Source organism: Embleya sp. AB8, assembly GCF_049739465.1.
Classification (GTDB): Bacteria; Actinomycetota; Actinomycetes; order Streptomycetales; family Streptomycetaceae; genus Embleya.
In genome coordinates this window covers 206,167-224,352 of the sequence record NZ_JBMHHY010000018.1, presented here as the reverse complement: position 1 = coordinate 224,352, position 18,186 = coordinate 206,167, and the positions used below count along the sequence as shown (strand labels likewise).

Here is an 18,186-nt window from a genome sequence, read left to right as displayed (position 1 = left end):
GGTGCCGGCCGGAAATCGTCGGTCGGCGCCGGTCCCGCTCCCGGCCGGGAGCGGTGCCGCCGGGTGCGCCGCCGGCGACGGCATCCGACCCGTCGGATCGACCCGCTCCGGAACACCCGGTTGGTCTCTCGGCGCAGGTCGCGCGCCTTCCGCTGCGATTCAAGGTCTGGACCAATATTAGGTTTGGTATAGACCATTGACACTGTGTCGATGGCACTCCTAGCGTGGCCGACGCACGCCACGGGGGCGGACTTCGATCGGGCGACGGCACGTTGCCCGGCACGCCGCCGTGCCGCAATGCGACGCCCGCGTCGGATCGCGGGAACGGGATGACGGCAGAGCCGTTCGGTCGGCGCGTCGTGTCCCTCGGGCGATGCCGGCGAGGGGGTCGACATGGACGACGAACGAACGTTTTCCCGAACCCGGTCCGGGGCGCGGACCGCACCGGCCGAGCACGTCGCGCACGTCGAACCTGGCGGACCTGGCGGACCTGACGGACCTGACGGACCGTACCCCGGTGCGCCGACCCCGGGTCCGGCCGCCGAACGGCCCGCCGGGCAACCCACCACGCTGTCCTTCGGGCAGGAACGGCTGTGGTTCCTGGACCGGTTCGACCCCGGCGACGCCGCGTACCACATCCCATGGGTGTTGCGTCTGACCGGCCCGCTGCGGCCCGAGTCGTTGCGCGTCGCGTTCGACGGTGTGGTGGCCCGGCACGACGCGCTGCGGACCCGGTTCCCCGACGACGAGGGACGCCCCGTCGCCGTGGTCGAACCGCCCGGCCCGGTCCCGATCGAGCTCGTGGACCTGACCGGGCCGGGTGCCGAACCCCTCGCGCGCGTCCTCGGCGAGCGGGTGAACACCGGCTTCGACCTCGCCGTTGCCCCTCCACTGCGGGTGACGCTGATCCGGCTCGGCGCCCGGGAGCACGTACTGTGCGTGGTGTTGCACCACATCCTGGCCGACGGCTGGTCGCTGAACCTGCTGCGCCGCGAGCTCGAACTGCGGTACAGCGCACACCGCGACGGCATCACGCCGACCTTCCCGCCGCTGCCCGCCTACGGTGCGTACGCCGCCCGGCAGCGCGAGCACGACCCGGATACCGAACGCGCGCTCGACTACTGGCGCAGACAGGTGGGCGACCTGCCCGCACTGGAACTGCCGCTGGACCACCCGCGCTCGGCCGACACCGGCTCCGCCGCCGCCTTCCACACCCGGCGACTGACCGGCATCGGCCCGGCGCTCGACGCGGTCGCGCACACCCGCCGCTGCACGCCGTTCATGATCCTGCTCGCCGGCTACCAGGCCCTGCTGCATCGGCACGGCGGCCAACGGGACTTCGCGATCGGCGCCCCGATCGCCGGACGCGGCGAGGTCGAGGACGAGAACCTGATCGGCTACTTCTCCAACACCCTGGTGCTCCGCGCCGACCTGCGCGGCGAACCGACCTTCGGCGAACTGCTGCGCCGCACCCGCAGGACCGCGCTCGGCGCCTACACACACGACCGCATCCCGTTCGAGCGGTTGCTCGCCGAACTGCGCGTGGACCGCGATCCGAGCGCCCCCGCACCGCTGTTCCAGACCCTGCTCACCGTGCACACCCAGGACCGGGACGCCGGCCCCGCCCGCAGGTTCGCCGACCTGGACGTGGCCGATTTGGACGGCGGGCATCGGGCGGCCAAGTTCGACCTGTCGTTGGACATCCGGCGCGCCGGGGACGACCTGGAAGCGGTCTTCGGCTACCGCACCGCGCTGTTCGACGAGCCGACCGTCGTCGCCCTGGCCGCCCGCCTGGATACCCTGCTGCGCGCCGCCCTCGCGAACCCGGACACGCCCGTACACCTCCTGCCGGTGCTCACCGCCGACGACCGGGCCCGACTGGACGCGTTGCGCGGGGATCGGGCCGAGCGGGCGCCGCGCGCGCCGGACGAGGACCCGGCCGAATCGGCACCCGTGACCACCGACCCGGCGCCGGTGCCCCGCGCGCGGCACGACGATCCTGCCGAGTCCGTACCCGCCGCGATCGCCCTGGTGCCCGGTGACCGGATCGCCCTGCGCAGCCCCGACGGCAGTCTCACCTATCACGAACTGGGCCTGCGCGCCGCCGCCTTGGCCGCCCGGCTGCGGGCCGCCGGCGTCGTGGCCGGCGGGCTGGTCGGCGTGTTGTGCCCTCGTGGACCGAACGCGGTCGTGGCCATGCTCGCGGCCTGGCGCGCGGGCGCCGCATACCTGCCGCTGGATCCCCGATACCCGGCCGCCCGGCTGGAGTTCATGCTCGCGGACAGCGGGACCCGGGTCGTGGTCACCGACGCCGCGCACGCCGCCGGCCTGCCGACGGGGGTCACTCCCGTCCTCGCGGATGCGAACGCACCGGCCCCGACCGGCCCACCCGGCAACCCCGTCGAACCCACCGCGCCGGACCCCGCGTATCTGATCTACACGTCCGGCTCCACCGGCGTGCCCAAGGGTGTCCTGGTCCCGCACGGCGCGCTCGCCGCCCGGGTGCGCTGGATGCGCGCCGGCTACGGTATCGAGCCGAGCGATCGGGTGCTCCAGAGCGCGTCGCCGAGCTTCGACACGCATGCCGAGGAGCTCTACCCGGCCCTGACCGCCGGCGCCACGCTGGTCCTGCCCGCCTCGGACACCGCCCTGCCGGACGTACTCGCCGACGGCGGCGCGGCCGACGTCACCGTGCTCGACCTGCCCACGCCCTACTGGCACGAACTCGTCGAGGCGGGCGCCGGCGCCGACACCATCGCCTGGCCGCCCGCACTGCGCCTGCTGATCCTGGGCGCCGATCAGGTCCGCCCCGGCGCGGTCGCCGCGTGGCGCGCCCGATTCGGCGACCGGGTGCGCCTGGTCAACTCGTACGGACCCACCGAGACCACGATCATCGCGACCACCGCGGACCTGGGCCCGGCCGACGCCCGCACGCGGCCCCCGATCGGGACACCCATCGCCGACACCCACCTCGTGGTCGCCGATCCGAACGGCGATCCGGTCCCGCCCGGCGTGCCCGGCGAGTTGCTGATCGGCGGCGCGGGCGTCGCGCACGGCTACCTGGGCCGCCCGGGAGCCACCGCCGCCGCGTTCGTCCCGGACCCCGACGGGCCGCCCGGTGCCCGCCGCTACCGCACCGGCGACCTGGTCCGGCTGCGCCCGGACGGGCAGTTGGGGTTCCTCGGTCGGCTGGACGCGCAGGTCAAGGTGCGCGGCTACCGGGTCGAGCCGGGTGAGGTGGAGGCCGCGCTGCTCGGTCGCCCGGGGGTACAACAGGCCGCGGTGGTCGCCCGTGACCAGGCGCTGGTGGGCTACGTGGTGACCACCGCCGATCTGTCCGTCCCCGAGCTGCGCGCCGAGCTGGCCGGCCGGCTGCCCGCGCACCTGGTCCCCGACACACTGGTCCGGCTCGACCGGTTGCCGCTGACCGCCAACGGCAAGCTCGACCACCGGGCCCTGCCCGTCCCCGATCGGCGTGCCGAGCAACCGGCCGGCTATCTGGCGCCGCGCACCACGGCCGAGGAACTGATCGCCGAGATCTGGACCGACGTGCTCGGCCTGGACAAGGTCGGCGTCCTCGACGACTTCTTCGAGCTCGGCGGCCACTCGTTGCTCGCCACCCGGGTGACCGCCCGGATCGCGGGCACCGCCGACCTCGTCGTCCCGCTCCGCACCCTGTTCACCCACCGCACCCTGGCCGCCTTCGCCGCCGCCGTCGAGGACCTCCTGGTCGCCGACCTCGAGGCACTGGACGACGAGACCGCCGAACAGTTGCTCTCCGCCGAGAGGAATCGTCCGCAGCCATGAGTACGGAATCCCCCACGCGCGGCGCGACGTTGTCCGCGACCAAGCGGGAACTCCCGGAGCGCCGACCGCGCCGCCACGCCGGCACCGGCCCGGTCATCCCCGTGGAGGTGTCGAGATGAGCACCACCACACGCCCGCGCCCACCCGCCACCGCCCGCCGGGTCCCGGAGAGCCTGTCCGCGCTGCTCACCCATCGGGCCCAGGTGGAGCCGGAACGCCCGGCGATCCGGTGCGGCCGGGAGAAGTTGACGTTCGGCTCGTGGGACGAACGTGCGGACGCGGTCGCCGCCGGGCTGCTCGCGCGCGGCGTGCCGCCCGGCGCCCGGGTCGCGCTGCTGTACGGCAACGGCGACTGGATCGACTACGCGACGGCCTATCTCGGCGTGCAGCGGGCCGGTGCGGTCGCGGTGCCGATGTCGGACCGGCTCGCGCCCGCCGAGATCCGGCATCTGCTCACCCACAGCGGCGCGTCGGCCGTACTGCACCGCGCGGAGCTGGTCCCGCCCGACGCGGGCACCGGCGCCTGGACCGCGCCGGTCGAGGACATCGAGACCTACCCCGCGGGCGGGCTCACCAGGCCCGCGCCCGGCGACCTGGCGCAGATCCTGTACACCTCGGGCACCACCGGCACCCCCAAGGGCGTGACCGCGACGCACGCCAACCTGGTGCACGGCTGCACGCTGGATGCCAGACGCCGCCCGCTGGGGCATTCGGCGCACTTCCTGCACGCCTTCCCGGTCGGTACCAATGCCGGGCAGACCATGTTGATCAACGCGCTCGACGCGAAGGCGACCGCGATCGCCGCGCCGCGCTTCACCCCGGGCCACTTCGCCCGGTTGATCGAACGGCACGCGGTGGGCAGCGTGTTCGTGGTCCCGGCGATGGCGATCGAACTGCTCGGCGCGGACCGGGTGCAGCGCTGCGACCTCTCCGCCGTACGGCTGCTCGGCTCCACCGCCGCCGCACTGCCGCAGACCGTCGCGCTCGGCCTGTCCCGGCTCTTCCCACAGGCGCAGATCGTCAACTACTACACCTCGACCGAGGCCGCGCCCGCGCAGACCACGATGTTGTTCGACCCCGAACACCCGGCCTCGCCCGGGCGACCCGCGTCGCTGCGCAACCTGCGGGTGACCGACGACCGGGGTCGGGTACTGCCGGTCGGCGAGACCGGCGAGGTGTGGTTGCGCTCCCCCACCACGCCGCGCTCCTACTACGGCGAGGCGACCGACTCCGGGGTGTTCTCCGGGCGTTGGGTACGGATGGGCGATCTCGGCTATCTGGACCGGGACGGCTTCCTGTACCTGGTCGACCGCGAGCGGGACGTGATCAAGTCCGGTGCGTACAAGGTCTCCACGCTCCAGGTGGAGGAGGCGCTGCACGAGCATCCCGGGGTGATCGACGCCGCCGCGTTCGGGGTGCCGCACCCGGTCCTCGGGATGAGCGTGGCGGCGGTGGTGGTGCCTCGGGGCAATCCGACCGCGACCGAGCTGCGGGTGTTCCTGATGGAACGGCTGGCCGCACACGAACTGCCCGGACACGTGCTGTTCCGGGACTCCCTGCCGCGCAACGAGGGCGGCAAGATCCTCAAGCGTGAGCTGCGCCGGCTCCTGGACGACGAGGTCCGACCATGACTGTGACGAACGATCAGATCCCCCCGAGCACCGAGGAACCGGCTCCCGGGCCCGGCTTCGCGCCGTTGTCCGCCGCCCAGTCGGGCGTGTGGGTGACCGAGCGCACGCTGCCCGCCGGGTCGGCCTACCACCTGTCGGTGCTGCTGCGCTTCGACGGGCCGTTGCACGTGGCCGCGCTCACCGCGGCGTGCGCGGCAACCGTCGCGCGTCACCCGGTCCTTGCCGGCGCGGTCGGCGAACGGGACGGCGCACCGGGCCTGGTCCGGGTCGCGCCCGCGCCGCTGCGGCACGCGGCGGCCGACGACGCCACGATCGACGCGTCGATCCGGGCCGAACTGGCCCGCCCCTTCGACCTGTCCGCCGGGCCACTGGCCCGCTTCACGCTGTTCACCCTCGGCCCGGACCGGCACAGGTTGTTGGTGACGGCGCATCATCTGGTCTTCGACGGGACGTCCAAGGAGATCGTGGTCGCCACGCTGGCCCGGGCCTACCGGGCGGCGCGCGACGGTACCGCGCCGCCGGCTCCGGACGGCGGCGGGCCGGGCGAGGCGGGTTGGGCGTCGGCGGATCACCCGGAGGCGGAGACCACGCGGGTGTGGGCCCGGCATCGCGAGGAGCCGGGTCGGGCGGTGCTGCCGGGGCTGTTGCCCACCGCGCGGCCGGGTGTCGAGCCGGCGCCGGGCACCGTACTGCCGTTCACCCTCGGCCCCGAAGTGGTCGACGCGCTCGACGAGGCCGCCCGGCGGCTCGGCGTCACCCACTTCGAACTGCTGCTTGCCGGTTGGCATGTGCTGCTGTTCCGCTACGGCAACGCGCGCGTGCGTACCGCTGTGGAGCTGTCCACCCGCACCCCCGCGCAGGAACGCCGGGTCGGGTTGCACGTCAACGAGCTGCCGGTGTCCTCCCGGCCGGACGCCGACCGGGAGTTCGGCGCCTTCGCCCGCGAACTGCGGGCCGAGCTGCGGGCGATCTACGCGTTTCGCGACGTGCCGTACAGCCACACCGTGCGCGGACTGGGGCCCAGGACCGCGCTGGCCGAGCTGACGGTGAGCTACCGGCGGCGTACCCGCGCGGTCGAGCCGGTGTTCCCCGGTGTCGAAGTGCGCGTCGAGTGGGTGGTGTTGCCGCCGACCGCGCGCAACACGGCGCATCTGCAACTGGTCGAGGGGCGAGACCGGATCGACGGCGCGCTGCACGTGCCGACGGACGGCTTCGCGCCGGGCGTGGCGGCGCGCATCCCGGGCCACTTCACGACGTTGCTCACCACCGCGCTGGCCGACCCGGAGCTGCCGATCGGCGACCTGCCGCTGCTGCCCGAGGCCGAACTGGTCCGGGTCCTGCACACGGACAACGCCACCGACACGCCCTACCCGACCCGGGACACCGTGCTCGACCTGTTCGCCGCGCGGGCCTGCGCGGCGCCCGACGCGGTCGCCGTCGTCTGCGCGGGCCGGTTCCTGACCTACCGCCGGTTGGCCTCCGCGGCCTACGTCTTCGCGGCGCGGCTGCGCTCGGCCGGGATCGGTGCGGGCGACCTGGTGGCGATCGAGTCCGCGCGCACGGGCGAACAGGTCGCCGCCGTACTGGGCATCCTGGCGGCCGGCGCGGCGTACCTGCCCCTGGACCCGGGCTACCCGGCGGAACGCCTGGCCTTCATCCGGGCCGACGCCCGGATCGCGGCAATCGTGACGGAGGAGGCGGGGGAACCGGGCGGCGGGGAAGCCGACTCGGGCGCGGGCGGGCGGATCGGGGCCGCCGGGGCCGCCGTGGCCGAGCGGGCGGCGGGATCGGCCGATGCGCGTGCCGACTCGGCCCCCGACGGGCCGGGCGCGGTGGCCGGGGTCGGCTCGGGCGCGGAACGAAGGAAGCTCCCGCCGGACTCGGTGGCCGGGCCGTTGCGTTTCGGGGCCCCTGATCTGTCCGGGCCCGATCTGTTCGGCACGGAGCCCGCTCGGGCCCGGCCGCCGGTGCGACCCTCGGGCGGGGATCCGGCGTATGTGCTGTACACCTCCGGGTCGACCGGGCGGCCCAAGGGGGTCGAGGTGCCGCATCACGCGCTGGCCAATCTGCTGGCGAGTCTGCGCGAGCGGCTCGGGGCCGGGTCGGCGGATCGGTGGCTCGGGCTGACCTCGTTGTCGTTCGACATCTCCACCGTCGAGCTGCTGCTGCCGCTGGTCACCGGGGCTCGGGTGGTCCTGGTACCCGACGATCGGCATCGGGACGGACCGGCCCAACTCGACCTCCTCGAGCGGCATGCGATCACCCACGTGCAGGCCACCCCCAGTGGTTGGCGGGTGTTGCTCGCCGCCGGATTGCATCGACCCGGGCTGACCGCGATCACCGGCGGCGAGGCGTTGCCCGCCCCGCTGGCCGCCGAACTCCGGGGCGCGGTGGGCCGGTTGGTCAACGTCTACGGCCCCACCGAGACCACCGTGTGGTCCACCTACGCCGAGCTCGACACCGACGCGCCGCCCGGGATCGGTCGCCCGCTGGCCAACACCCGGGCGTACGTGCTCGATGCCCGGATGCATCCGGTCCCCGAGGGCCTCCCGGGCGAGCTGTTCCTGGGCGGCGACGGCGTCGCGCACGGCTACCTGGGCCGGCCCGGGCTGACCGCCCAGCGCTTTGTGGCCGACCCGTTCGGTCCGCCCGGCGCCCGCCTGTACCGCACCGGCGACCTGGTCCGGCACTTGCCCGGCGGCGGCCTGGACTACGTCGGGCGTACCGACGCGCAGGTCAAGCTGCGCGGCCACCGGATCGAAATGGGGGAAATCGAGGGCCGGTTGGCCGCCCACCCGGCCATCGCCCAGGCGGCGGTCCGACTTCTGGCCGCGGACACCGAACACGCCCGCCTGGTCGGCTACCTGGTCGCCGAGCCCGGCCAACCCCCGCTGAACCCGGCCGAGTTGCGCGCCTTCCTCGCCCACACCCTGCCGAGCGCGATGATCCCGAGCACCTTCCTGACCCTGGACACCTTCCCGCTCACCCCCAACGGCAAGCTGGACCGCTCCCGCCTGCCCGAACCGGCCCCCGCCCGCGCCGAGCCGATCGACCCCACCGACCCCTCCGGCGCACCGGGCGGGCCGGCCGACGAACCGACCGAGACCGTCCGGGCGATCTGGGCCGAGGTGTTGCGCCTGGACGACATCGGCCTGGACGAGGACCTGTTCGACCTGGGCGGCCACTCGCTGACGATCACTCAAATCGCCGCGCGCATCCGCAAGCGCCTGGGCGTCGAGGTCCCGCTCGACGTCTTCTTCGACACCCCCACCGTCACCGGCGTCACGGACGCCATCCGCGAACTCCAGGAGCAGTGATGAGCCCCGAGACCGAGACCCACCCCGAAACCCCGGAGCCCCAGTACCGCGTGGTGGTCAACGACGAGGAGCAACACTCGTTGTGGCCGCTGCGCACCGACCCGCCCGCCGGGTGGGTGCCGACCGGCTTCGTCGGCACCCGTACGGAGTGCTCGGCGCACATCGACCGGGTCTGGCCGGACATCCGCCCGCTGAGCCTGCGCCGGCGCCTGGCCGGGGACGCCGCATGAGCACGGGCGCGCTGCGCGAACGGGTGGCCGCGCTGATCGCCCAGGTCAGCGACGGCGAGGTGAGCGCGCGCGAGGTGTTGGAAACCGACGGCTCGCTGACCGCGGCCGGGGTCAGCTCGCTGACCTTTCTGCGGCTGATCGACGCGCTGGAGGGCGAGTTCGACGTGTTCTTCGACCTGGACGCCGATCTCGACTTCGTCGAAGACCTGGACACCCTGGTGGACCGGCTGACCCGGCACGGTGTGGCGGTGGGTGATGGTTGAGCGGGGCGCGGCGAGAATCGGGGTCGCGGCCGAGGTGCCGGTCGCGGCCCCCTACGAGGTGTCCGCGCCGTTCGCGGTCTCGGCGGAGGCGCCGATCGAGGCGCCGCTGACGTGGGGTCAGCGGGCCATCTGGCAGGCGATTCGGCGGACCGCGCCCAGTGATCACTACTTCAACATCACCCGTGTCCTGCCGATCGCCGATCGTGGGCAGCCGGTGGACGTCGGCCGGGTCGGCGCCGCGCTGGCCCGGCTGATGGAGCGTCACGACGCGTTGCGGACCCGCCTGGTGGCGGGCGACGGCGAACCCCGGCAGGCCCGGCACGCGGTGGGCACCCTGCCGGTGGAGGTGTTCGAGGCGGCCCGGATCGAGGACGCGGACACGGTCGCGGCGGCGGTGGCCGAGCGGCTGGGCGCGACCCGCTTCGATTACTTCGACGCGTGGCCGATCCGGGCCGGGTTGATCGTGCACGGCGGCCGGGTCCGCTATGTGGCGCTCGCGCTGTGCCACGTGGCCACCGACGGGCACGGTGTCGAGGTCCTGGTCCGCGATCTGCGCCTGCTGGTCCGGCGCGGCTCGGCGGGCCGGATCAGCTCGGCCGGGCCACTCGACCTGGCCCACGAGCAGTCCTCGGCGACCGGGCTGCGTCGGGGCGAATCGGCGCTTGGGCACTGGGAGACGCACTACCGGCGGATCGCCCCGACGGTGTTCGCGGATGTCGTCGCCGAACCGGCCGCGCCGCGTTTTTGTACCGTGCGCCTGGTGTCCACGGCGCTGACCCGCGCCGCCGACGCGGTCGCCCTGCGGCACCGGCTCAGCGCGTCGGCCGTACTCCTGGCCGGGGCCGCGGTATTGGCCGCGCGCGCCGGCGGCCGGGACACCGCGGTGATGTTGCCGATCGTGGCCAACCGGTTCCGCGCGGACAGCCGCGATCTGGTCAGCACGCTGTCCCAGGAGGGCCTGTTCGTCCTTGACCTGGATCCGGCGGCGCGCTTCAGCGAGTTGTTGCCCGCCGCGTGGCAGGCGTCGCTGCGCGCGTATCGCAGCGCGGGCTACGACCCCGACCGGTGGAACGAGCTGATGCTCCGGATCACCGCCGAACGCGGCACCCCGATCCGGCCGTTCTGCTGCTTCAACGACATGCGCCTGGTCGACCGGCCGCCCGCGCCCGGCCCGGCGCCGACCACCGCCGAGTTGGACGCCGAGCGGCGCGGCAGTCGGGTGGAGGCGGTCGGCGGGCACGAGTTCATCGCCTGCCGGTACTGCATGCACGTGATCGCCGAGGGCGACGCGCTGGTGGTCAGTGTCACCGGCGACACCGCGTACCTCCCGGTACACGCGCTGGAGGCGCACTTGGTCGCGCTGGAGGATCTGCTGGTCCGCGCGGCGAGCGGACGGGAGTTGCCGATCGGCGCGCTGACCGGCTTCGCGGAACGTGTGGCGGAGCCGGTCGCATGAGCATCCTGGCGTACGCCGGCGCGACGTCCGTCGAGGCGGGCGGCCGGCTGCGCTTCCACCTGGCCGACACCGACGGCGGCGGCCCGGTCCGCGGCACCGTCACGGTCACCGACGCCACCACCGAACGGGTGCTGACCCGCGCCCGAGTGGCCGGGGCGACCTGGGAGTTGGCCGTCCCGCCCGAGTGGCCCAGCTCGCTCTACCGGGCCACCTTCGACGACGGCACCCCGCTCGCCGGGGTCGAACCCCAGGACCACGAGGCCTGGTTCGTGGTCCGGGCCGCGAATCCCGGGACGACCGCGCCGATCCTGGTGTCCGTACCGTTCGCCACCTGGCAGGCGTACAACCGGTCCGGGCTGGCCGGCCACGGTCTGTACTACGCCGAACAGCCGGACCGGGCCGCCCGGGTCACCTTCGACCGACCCGGCGGCGGGCCGCCGCCGGAGCGCTGGGAGGAGGGCCTGCTGCGCTGGCTGCGGGCGACCGGGCGCCCGGTCGAGTTCTGCTCGGGGCTCGATCTGCACGGCGGAGAACGGCTGTTGGCCCGCTACCGGCTGCTGGTGGTCAACGGCCACGACGAGTACTGGTCCAAGGAACAACGCGACGCCGTCGAGGCGTTCGTCCGGCGCGGCGGCAATCTGGCCATCTTCGCGGGCAATACCGCGTGGTGGCAGATGCGCCTGGAGGACGACGGCCGCACGATGGTGTGCCATCGGGACGCGCTCACCGACCCGATGGCCACGATCGATCCCGAGCGGGTCACCGTCGAGTGGTCCAGCGCGCCGGTGCACCGCCCGGAGAACACGATGACCGGGCTCAGCTTCCGGCGCGGCGCGGGCGCGTGGGGCGAGGGCATGAAGGTGATCCGCGAGGAGGCGTATCTGGCCCGATTCGCCGACCACTGGGTCTTCGCCGGCACCGGGCTCGCCGACGGCGACAAGTTCGGCCAAGGTGCCCTGGGCTACGAGACGGACGCTGCCGAACTCGACTGGAGCACCGGTGTCCCGCGCACCACCGGCCGGGACGGCACGCCGCCGTCGTTCGTCGTGCTGGCCACCGCCGATCTGCGGCACTGGGCCCGTTGGGGGCAGGGCGGCGACGCGGTGATGGGCACCTTCCGGCTGGGCGCGGGCACCGTGTTCAACGCGGGCACGATCAACTGGGGCAGTGCGCTGGCCGACCCGGTGGTGGACCGGATCACCCGCAACGTCCTGGACCGGTTCACCGCCGACCGACCGCCGCAGTGGGAGGTGATCGGGCCCGCCGCCGACCTGCGCGCGCTCGCGGCCTGCGCGGGCTTCCTGTTCGCGGTGGACACCGACGGCGCGCTCGTCTGCCGCGAGCCCGGCGGCCAGAACCTGCCCTGGCGCACCATCGGCGCCGCGGACTCCGTGCTCGCTCTGGCCGCCGCGCGCGAGGCGGCCGGCCCGCTGCCGCTGGTCCTGTACGCGGCCGGCGCCGACGGCCGCCTGCTGCGCCGCCCCCCGCTGAGCGAACCGGCGCCGTGGACCCGGGTCGCCCGACTACCCGCCGGCACGCTCGCCTTCGCGCTGTGCGACGGCGGCGTGTTCGCGGTCGACGCCGGCGACGTCCTGTACCACGTGCCCGCGACCGCGTTGCCCGACGACCCCGACACCGAGGCCCCCTGGCGCGAACTCGGCCCGGCCGGCGGCACGATCGCCCTCGCCGCGATGAACGGCCGGCTGTACGCCGCCGACCGGACCGGCCGGCTGGTCACCCGCCTGCCGGTGGCGGCCCGTGCCCCGTTCACACCGCTCCCCGGGGAACCACCCCCGGCCGACGGCTGCCGAACCCTGACCGGCTACGCGGGCAGCCTGATCGTCACCGCCCCGGGGGCAAGACTGCGCCGGCGATCGGCGATCGGTTAGGTCGCCGGACAGGGCCTAGCCGCCGAGGTCGACCCAGTGGTTGTCGTGGCGCAGGAAGAATTGGGCCCGCTCCTTGTCGGTGAGGTGTTCGAGTTCGGGAATGCCCTCGAAGTAGTGCTCGCGCGGCGCGCCCGGGGCGAACTGGAGCAACATCGACGCGGGTTCGCCGGACTCGTTGCGAAACGCGTGCAGGCCGCCGACCGGTACGTACAGGAAGTCGCCCGCCTTGCCGTCGCGCCAGGCGTTGCCGTCGAAGAGTCGGATCGTGCCGGACAGGACGAAGAACGATTCGGAGATGGTCCGGTGGAAGTGCGTCGACGGCCCACTGGGCACGGCGTGCATGTCGACCCGATACAGGCCGTACTCACCGTCGGTGGAGTCGGTGGTGGCCAGGTAGTGGTAGCCGGCCCCGGCGGTGATCAGCTCGGGCGGATGCCCGGCCGGCCGGAAGCGGGCACTGACCTCACCGCCGTCGCCGTGATAGCGCGGCTCGGGGTAGACCGGGTGGGTGGCGTCGATCGGGTAGGACATCTCGTGGCTCCCGGTACTGGTCGGCCGGCTGGTCGGCCGGCCGGCTGGTCGGCTGGTCGGCTGGTCGGCTGATACGTGACGCATGGCGGGCCGTGCGGGTGGGCACCCCGGAAACGATCTCCCGGACCGATGAGTTTCCGGTCCGCGCCGGGTCGAAGCATGTGACGGCTCGGCAACGACGCGGAACGCCTAGGAACGCCTCGGAACGCCTCGGAACGCCTCGGAACGGCTCGGCAACGACGAAGGGCAGCACCATGAAGATCATCCTCACCACCTTCCTCACCCTCGACGGTGTCTACCAGGCCCCCGGTGGCCCGGAGGAGGATCCCAGCGGCGGGTTCACCCAGGGTGGCTGGTCGGTGCCGTACGGCGACGAGGACTTCGGCCGGTTCATGACCGGGGTCATCGGGCGCGCCGACGCCTTCCTGCTCGGCCGGCGCACCTACGAGATCTTCGCGTCCTTCTGGCCCAAGATGACCGACCCGGACGACCGGATCGCCGACCGGCTGAACACGCTGCCCAAGTACGTCCCCACCGGCACGCTCACCTCGGCGGATTGGGCGAACACCCGGCTGCTCCACGGCGATCTCGGCACGGAGGTCGCCGCGCTGCGCGAGCAGGACGGCGGTGAACTCCAGATCCACGGCAGCGGGGCACTGGCCGGCTCGCTGCTCCGACTCGGGCTGATCGACACGATGCACCTGCTGACCTTCCCGGTCGCGGTCGGCGCGGGGAAGCGCCTGTTCGGCGCCGGCGTACAGCCGACCGCGTTCGCCCTGACCGACTCCCGGGCGACCGGGACCGGCGTGGTGATCAGCTCGTACGAGCGGCGGGGTGCGCCGACGTACGGCACCTACGACCTGCCCGAGGACGCGTAGCCGCCGTTGCCCCGGACGCGGCGAGGGCGCGGCCCGCTCACTCCGGCGGGCGGGTCGCCGTCGCCATCAGCCGGTCCTCGCACCACGCGATCGCCTCCTCGCGGCTGCGGAACGGGATCCACGGCACGTTGTCGCCGATCGGGTCCAGGAGCGGCTCGCGGGCCGCGATGGCCACCTCGTGACCGGCGGCGGCCAGATCGGCCAGCGCGGCGCCGAGCATCGCGGCGGGACCGACCGAAATCGCGGTGACCCGGTCCAGGTCGAGCACGATCCAGCCGGGGACGGGCGGGGTGGACTCGCGCAGCGCGTGCAGCAGGTGCTCGGTCTCGGTGAACTCGAGCGTGCCCTGGGCGCGGATGACCACGATGCGGTGGCCCTCACGGTCGAGTTCGGCCCGCTGGGCCGGGGTGCGGGCCCGATACGAGGGGTGGTCGAGCGCGGTGGTGACGTCGGTGACGGTCGCGGTGTGCCGACCGGGTTGGTGCATCAGGTGCAGCCCGAAGCGCTCGGAGAGTTCGGTGAGCGCAACCACGCCGCGTACCGGGTTGCCGGCCCGGTCCAGCGGCGGGCTGTGCACGGCGATGCCGAACCGGGCGGGGCTGCACGCGATCAGGCCGCCGGACACGCCGCTCTTGGCCGGCAGGCCGACCCGGAGCAGCCATTCGCCGGCGGTGTCGTACATCCCGCACGTGGCCATCACGGACAGCGCGCGCACGGCCACCGGCTCGGCGATCACCCGGTCCCCGGTGACCGGGTTGACGCCGCCGTTGGCCAACGTGGCGGCCATCACGGCCAGATCGGCGACCCGGACGCGGATCGAACACTGGCGGAAGTACGTCCGGACCGTCTCGTCCACATCACCCGCCAACGAGCCCGCGCCGCGCATCAGGTAGGCCAGGGCCCGGTTGCGGTCCCCGGTGTCCGCCTCCGATCGGTACACCTCCTCGTCGACGTCCAGGGACCGCCCGGCGAACGCCGACAGGCACGCCCGGATCCGCTCGAACCGGTCCTCGGGGCCGGCCGCCGGGACCAGCGAGGTGGTCACGATCGCCCCCGCGTTCACCATCGGGTTGGCCGGTCGCCCGGTCCCCGGTTCGAGGCTGATCGCGTTGAACGCCTCACCGCTGGGCTCGGCCCCGACCCGCCGCGCCACCTCGGCGGGCCCCAGCTCGGACAACGCGAGTGCGTAGACGAACGGCTTGGACACCGACTGGATGCTGAACAGGTCGTCGGTGTCACCGGCGCGGTAGCAGTTCCCCGACATGCTCACCAGTGCCATCCCGAACGTCCGGGGATCGGCGGAAGCCAACTGCGGGATGTAGTCGGCCACTTCCCCATCGGCCACGGCAGCGAGCCGATCACGAATCTCGACGAGAGACCGGGTTACCGGATCCACGACGCCACCCCTTCCCGAAGCCACTCCTCGAAGCCACGACACACCACGCCCCGACGCCGCACCTCTCCCCTCGCCCAGCCACCGGGACCACGAAACCCGCACCCTCCGGCCCTCACACGATTGCGCGCGAGGTGAATCCGCAGGCCGGGGGCGCGAGGTCCGGTGCGTCGGCGCCTACGCGGCCGGGCGAGGGGACACGACCGCCGCCGCGCCCGGTGCGGCGAGTGCGGGGGTGGGGGCGGCGGCCGCGTACAGGACCTCGCGGAGGCCGGGAAGGGATTCCCGGTCCGGCCGCCAGACCAGGCGCAGACTCAGGTCGGGGGCGTCGAGGGCGAGCCGGGTCAAGGTCCCGGCGGCCAGTTGCGGGGCCACCGCGAATTCCGGCAACAGGGCGATGCCCAGGTCCTGTTCGGCCCACGCCCGCATCACCGCGACGCCGCCGACGCGGACCTGTTCCACGTCCGTACCCAGGATGCGGTCACCGGCCAGGCGGAACGAGCAGGCCGCCACGTTGACCAGGAGGCGGTGTCCGCGCAGGTCCTCGCCGGTGATCCGGGGTCGGCCCGCCAGTGGGTGGCGCGGCGCGGCGACCAGCACCAGGGCGACCGGTTCCAGGTCGACGAAGGCGAGCGTGCTCGGCGGTGCCTCGAAGCCCAGCTCGCCCAACCACGAACCGGTGTCCAGGAGCAACGCCGCGTCCAGTCGCCCCGCGACCACCGCCGCGAGCAACTCGTCCCGCGTGGCATCGGAGCTGACCTGGACCCGCAGGTCGGGGCGGCGGGCACCGAGCCGGCCCAGTACCGAGGGCACGTGTGTCGCGGCGATACTCTCCAGCGCGCCCAACCGCAACAGCGGCGCCGCGTCGGCCACCTCGCGCCGAGCCTGTTCGGCCTGGTCGAGCAGGCGACGCGCCCAGTCCCGCATGCGCTCGCCGGCCGGAGTCAGCGTCATGCCCTTCGGGCCGCGGTCGAACAGCACGACGCCCACCGACTTCTCCAGGACCCGGATCTGCTCCGAGACCGAGGACGGCGCGATGCCGAGCAGGTTGGCCGCGGCGGTGACGGTGCCGCTGAGGGTGACCGCCTCGAACGTGCGGAGTTGGCGAAGTTCCATGGCCGGGCAACCTCGGCGCGGCCTTCGGATATTCCGAACGCGGCGTGCGGAACAGCCGGTCGAGCCGAAGCGGCTTTCCGCGCACAGTGGTTCTCCACCCATTCGGCATCCCGCTTCCGCGCTTGGAGAACGTCCCATGCCCGCTGTCGATTCACCCCCTTCTCCTTCTCCTTCTCCCTTGCCTTCCCCTACCTCTTCCACTCCCGCTTCCGCTTCCACTTCCACTTCCACCCGGTCGGTACCGACGTCGCGGGCCCGCACCATCGCGCTGCTCGGTGTTTCGCTCGGCTACTTCATGGTGTTGCTCGATCTGACCGTGCTGTCCGTCGCCGAACCGGATCTGGCCGATTCGCTGGGCGGATCGGTGGCCGGCCTCCAGTGGGCGGTGTCCGGGTACACCGTCGTGTTCGGCGCGTTGTTGCTCACCGCAGGTGCGGTGGCCGACCGATTCGGTGCACATCGGGCGTTCCGGGCCGGCATCCTGCTCTTCGGCCTGGGCTCGCTGCTCAGCGCGGGGGCGCCGGACCTGTGGACCCTGGTGGCCCTGCGCGGCCTGCTCGGCGTGGCCGCCGCGGCCTGCGTACCGGCCTCGATGGCCATCGTCACCACGCTCTACCCGGTGCCCGCCGAGCGGGCCAGGGCGGTCGCGGTCTGGGCCGCGCTCAGCGGCGCCGCGCTCGCGGTGGGGCCGATCGCGGGCGGCCTGCTGGTCGACGCGTTCGGCTGGCGCGCCATCTTCCTGATCAACGTGCCGCTCGCGGCCGTCACGCTCGCGCTGACCGCCGGGCGGGCCGTGCGCTGCGCCAGGGGTACCCGGCCGATCGACTGGACCTCCCAGCTCGCCGCATGTGTGGCGCTTGGCCTGGCCACCGACGCGCTGATCGCGGCCGGCTCCGGCGGTGGCCCGCACGCGGCCGGCTCCGGCGCGGGCGCGCTCCTGGCCGGCCTGCTGTTCGTCGCCTCCGAACGGCGCAGCGCACACCCCGTACTGACCCCGGCGATCCTGCGCTCACGTGCCACGGTGTCCGCGTTGCTGGCCGGTGCCGCGGTCAACTTCGCGATGACCGGGCTGCTGTTCGTACTGCCTCTGCTGTTCCGGCAGAGCCTGCACATGTCGCCGCTGCAAACCGGCGTGGCGTTCCTGCCGATGACCGTGCCGTTCGCGGTCAACCCGCTGCTCACCGGCCGGATCGTGGCCAGGTCGGGGCCGCGTACGCCGATGCTGGCCGGACTCGGGCTGCTGGCCTCGGGCTGCCTGGTGTTCGCGGTGGCGGTGCTGACCGGGTCGGCCTACCCGGTTTTGGCGATCGGCCTGGTGTGCACCGGTTTCGGCGTCTCGTTCGCGCTGCCGGCGCTGGTCACCACCGTCGTCACCACGGCTCCCGAGGGCACGGCGGGTGCGGCGGGCGGCCTGCTGAACGCGGTGCGTCAGATCGGCGCGACGCTGGGTGTCGCCGGGATGGGCGCCTTCGTCACGGTCGGCGGCGCGACCGATTCGCCCGACCTGGCCTGGGCGTTGTTGCTGCCGGCGGTGTTGTGCGCGGTGATGGCGGTCGCGGTGGGGCGACGCGGGTGAGTGTCGCGGGTGAGCGTCGGTGCCCACGATCGGCTGAGCCGGTCGTGGGCGGTGGCGGTCCATCTTGACCGGCGGTCGGCGGAGATCTAACCTCCGAAGC

Annotated in this window: 13 protein-coding genes; 10 read left to right on the top strand and 3 right to left on the bottom strand. The window is 73.6% G+C overall.

Annotated elements, in window-relative coordinates; genetic code table 11:
• Window positions 1-393: 393 nt before the first annotated feature.
• Genes ABIA38_RS27075 through ABIA38_RS27040 form a run of 8 tightly spaced genes read left to right on the top strand, consistent with a single transcriptional unit; the run spans window position 394 to window position 12,592 of the window.
• Window positions 394-3,807 carry an amino acid adenylation domain-containing protein gene (locus ABIA38_RS27075; RefSeq protein WP_424641447.1) on the top strand — a complete coding sequence of 1,138 codons (3,414 nt, stop codon included), beginning with the start codon at window positions 394-396 and terminating at the stop codon, window positions 3,805-3,807.
• Window positions 3,804-3,926: a hypothetical protein gene (locus ABIA38_RS27070; protein WP_424641446.1), complete on the top strand. Its 123-nt coding sequence runs from the start codon at window positions 3,804-3,806 to the stop codon at window positions 3,924-3,926. The genes ABIA38_RS27075 and ABIA38_RS27070 overlap by 4 nt, the downstream gene beginning before the upstream one ends.
• Window positions 3,923-5,437, top strand: coding sequence for a class I adenylate-forming enzyme family protein (locus ABIA38_RS27065; RefSeq protein ID WP_424641445.1), 1,515 nt, complete (start codon window positions 3,923-3,925; stop codon window positions 5,435-5,437). The genes ABIA38_RS27070 and ABIA38_RS27065 overlap by 4 nt, the downstream gene beginning before the upstream one ends.
• Window positions 5,434-8,754, top strand: a complete 3,321-nt coding sequence (locus tag ABIA38_RS27060) for a non-ribosomal peptide synthetase (protein WP_424641444.1) — start codon at window positions 5,434-5,436, stop codon at window positions 8,752-8,754. Before ABIA38_RS27065 ends, ABIA38_RS27060 begins: the two co-directional genes overlap by 4 nt.
• The gene (locus tag ABIA38_RS27055; protein ID WP_424641443.1) at window positions 8,754-8,984 is read left to right on the top strand and encodes an MbtH family protein; all 231 of its coding nucleotides are present in this window, start codon (window positions 8,754-8,756) and stop codon (window positions 8,982-8,984) included. The genes ABIA38_RS27060 and ABIA38_RS27055 overlap by 1 nt, the downstream gene beginning before the upstream one ends.
• Entirely contained in the window at window positions 8,981-9,247 is a 267-nt protein-coding gene (locus tag ABIA38_RS27050; protein ID WP_424641442.1) for an acyl carrier protein, read from the top strand. Before ABIA38_RS27055 ends, ABIA38_RS27050 begins: the two co-directional genes overlap by 4 nt.
• Window positions 9,240-10,703, top strand: a complete 1,464-nt coding sequence (locus ABIA38_RS27045) for a condensation domain-containing protein (RefSeq protein WP_424641460.1) — start codon at window positions 9,240-9,242, stop codon at window positions 10,701-10,703. Before ABIA38_RS27050 ends, ABIA38_RS27045 begins: the two co-directional genes overlap by 8 nt.
• Window positions 10,700-12,592 (top strand): N,N-dimethylformamidase beta subunit family domain-containing protein, encoded by a 1,893-nt coding sequence (locus ABIA38_RS27040; RefSeq protein WP_424641441.1) that lies wholly within the window; start codon window positions 10,700-10,702, stop codon window positions 12,590-12,592. The genes ABIA38_RS27045 and ABIA38_RS27040 overlap by 4 nt, the downstream gene beginning before the upstream one ends.
• 15 nt (window positions 12,593-12,607) lie before the next feature.
• On the opposite strand, the gene ABIA38_RS27035 is transcribed toward ABIA38_RS27040, so the two are convergent.
• Window positions 12,608-13,123, bottom strand: a complete 516-nt coding sequence (locus ABIA38_RS27035; RefSeq protein ID WP_424641440.1) for a cupin domain-containing protein — start codon at window positions 13,121-13,123, stop codon at window positions 12,608-12,610.
• A 254-nt stretch (window positions 13,124-13,377) separates the two neighbouring features.
• Here ABIA38_RS27035 and ABIA38_RS27030 point away from each other — a divergent pair, with 254 nt between their 5' ends.
• Entirely contained in the window at window positions 13,378-14,001 is a 624-nt protein-coding gene (locus ABIA38_RS27030; protein WP_424641439.1) for a dihydrofolate reductase family protein, read from the top strand.
• Window positions 14,002-14,038: 37 nt separating this feature from the next.
• Here ABIA38_RS27030 and glsA read toward each other — a convergent pair whose 3' ends face one another.
• Together glsA and ABIA38_RS27020 are read right to left on the bottom strand one after the other, a co-directional pair.
• A complete protein-coding gene (gene glsA / locus ABIA38_RS27025; protein WP_424641438.1) occupies window positions 14,039-15,346 on the bottom strand; it encodes a glutaminase A in 1,308 nt (435 codons plus the stop codon).
• Window positions 15,347-15,571: 225 nt separating this feature from the next.
• On the bottom strand, window positions 15,572-16,510 hold the full coding sequence (locus ABIA38_RS27020; protein WP_424641437.1) for a LysR family transcriptional regulator: 939 nt from the start codon (window positions 16,508-16,510) through the stop codon (window positions 15,572-15,574).
• 136 nt (window positions 16,511-16,646) lie between these two features.
• On the opposite strand from ABIA38_RS27020, the gene ABIA38_RS27015 reads away from it, so the two are divergent.
• Entirely contained in the window at window positions 16,647-18,086 is a 1,440-nt protein-coding gene (locus ABIA38_RS27015; protein ID WP_424641436.1) for an MFS transporter, read from the top strand.
• The last annotated feature ends 100 nt before the right edge of the window (window positions 18,087-18,186 follow it).

Excerpts from the sequence above, each read along its gene's own strand:
- ABIA38_RS27060 (WP_424641444.1), top strand. The coding sequence starts at position 5,434 with ATGACTGTGACGAACGATCAGATCCCCCCGAGCACCGAGGAACCGGCT.
- ABIA38_RS27020 (WP_424641437.1), bottom strand. The coding sequence starts at position 16,510 with ATGGAACTTCGCCAACTCCGCACGTTCGAGGCGGTCACCCTCAGCGGC.
- ABIA38_RS27045 (WP_424641460.1), top strand. The coding sequence starts at position 9,240 with ATGGTTGAGCGGGGCGCGGCGAGAATCGGGGTCGCGGCCGAGGTGCCG.
- ABIA38_RS27035 (WP_424641440.1), bottom strand. The coding sequence starts at position 13,123 with ATGTCCTACCCGATCGACGCCACCCACCCGGTCTACCCCGAGCCGCGC.
- ABIA38_RS27040 (WP_424641441.1), top strand. The coding sequence starts at position 10,700 with ATGAGCATCCTGGCGTACGCCGGCGCGACGTCCGTCGAGGCGGGCGGC.
- ABIA38_RS27055 (WP_424641443.1), top strand. The coding sequence starts at position 8,754 with ATGAGCCCCGAGACCGAGACCCACCCCGAAACCCCGGAGCCCCAGTAC.
- ABIA38_RS27030 (WP_424641439.1), top strand. The coding sequence starts at position 13,378 with ATGAAGATCATCCTCACCACCTTCCTCACCCTCGACGGTGTCTACCAG.
- ABIA38_RS27015 (WP_424641436.1), top strand. The coding sequence starts at position 16,647 with ATGCCCGCTGTCGATTCACCCCCTTCTCCTTCTCCTTCTCCCTTGCCT.
- ABIA38_RS27065 (WP_424641445.1), top strand. The coding sequence starts at position 3,923 with ATGAGCACCACCACACGCCCGCGCCCACCCGCCACCGCCCGCCGGGTC.
- ABIA38_RS27050 (WP_424641442.1), top strand. The coding sequence starts at position 8,981 with ATGAGCACGGGCGCGCTGCGCGAACGGGTGGCCGCGCTGATCGCCCAG.
- ABIA38_RS27070 (WP_424641446.1), top strand. The coding sequence starts at position 3,804 with ATGAGTACGGAATCCCCCACGCGCGGCGCGACGTTGTCCGCGACCAAG.
- ABIA38_RS27075 (WP_424641447.1), top strand. The coding sequence starts at position 394 with ATGGACGACGAACGAACGTTTTCCCGAACCCGGTCCGGGGCGCGGACC.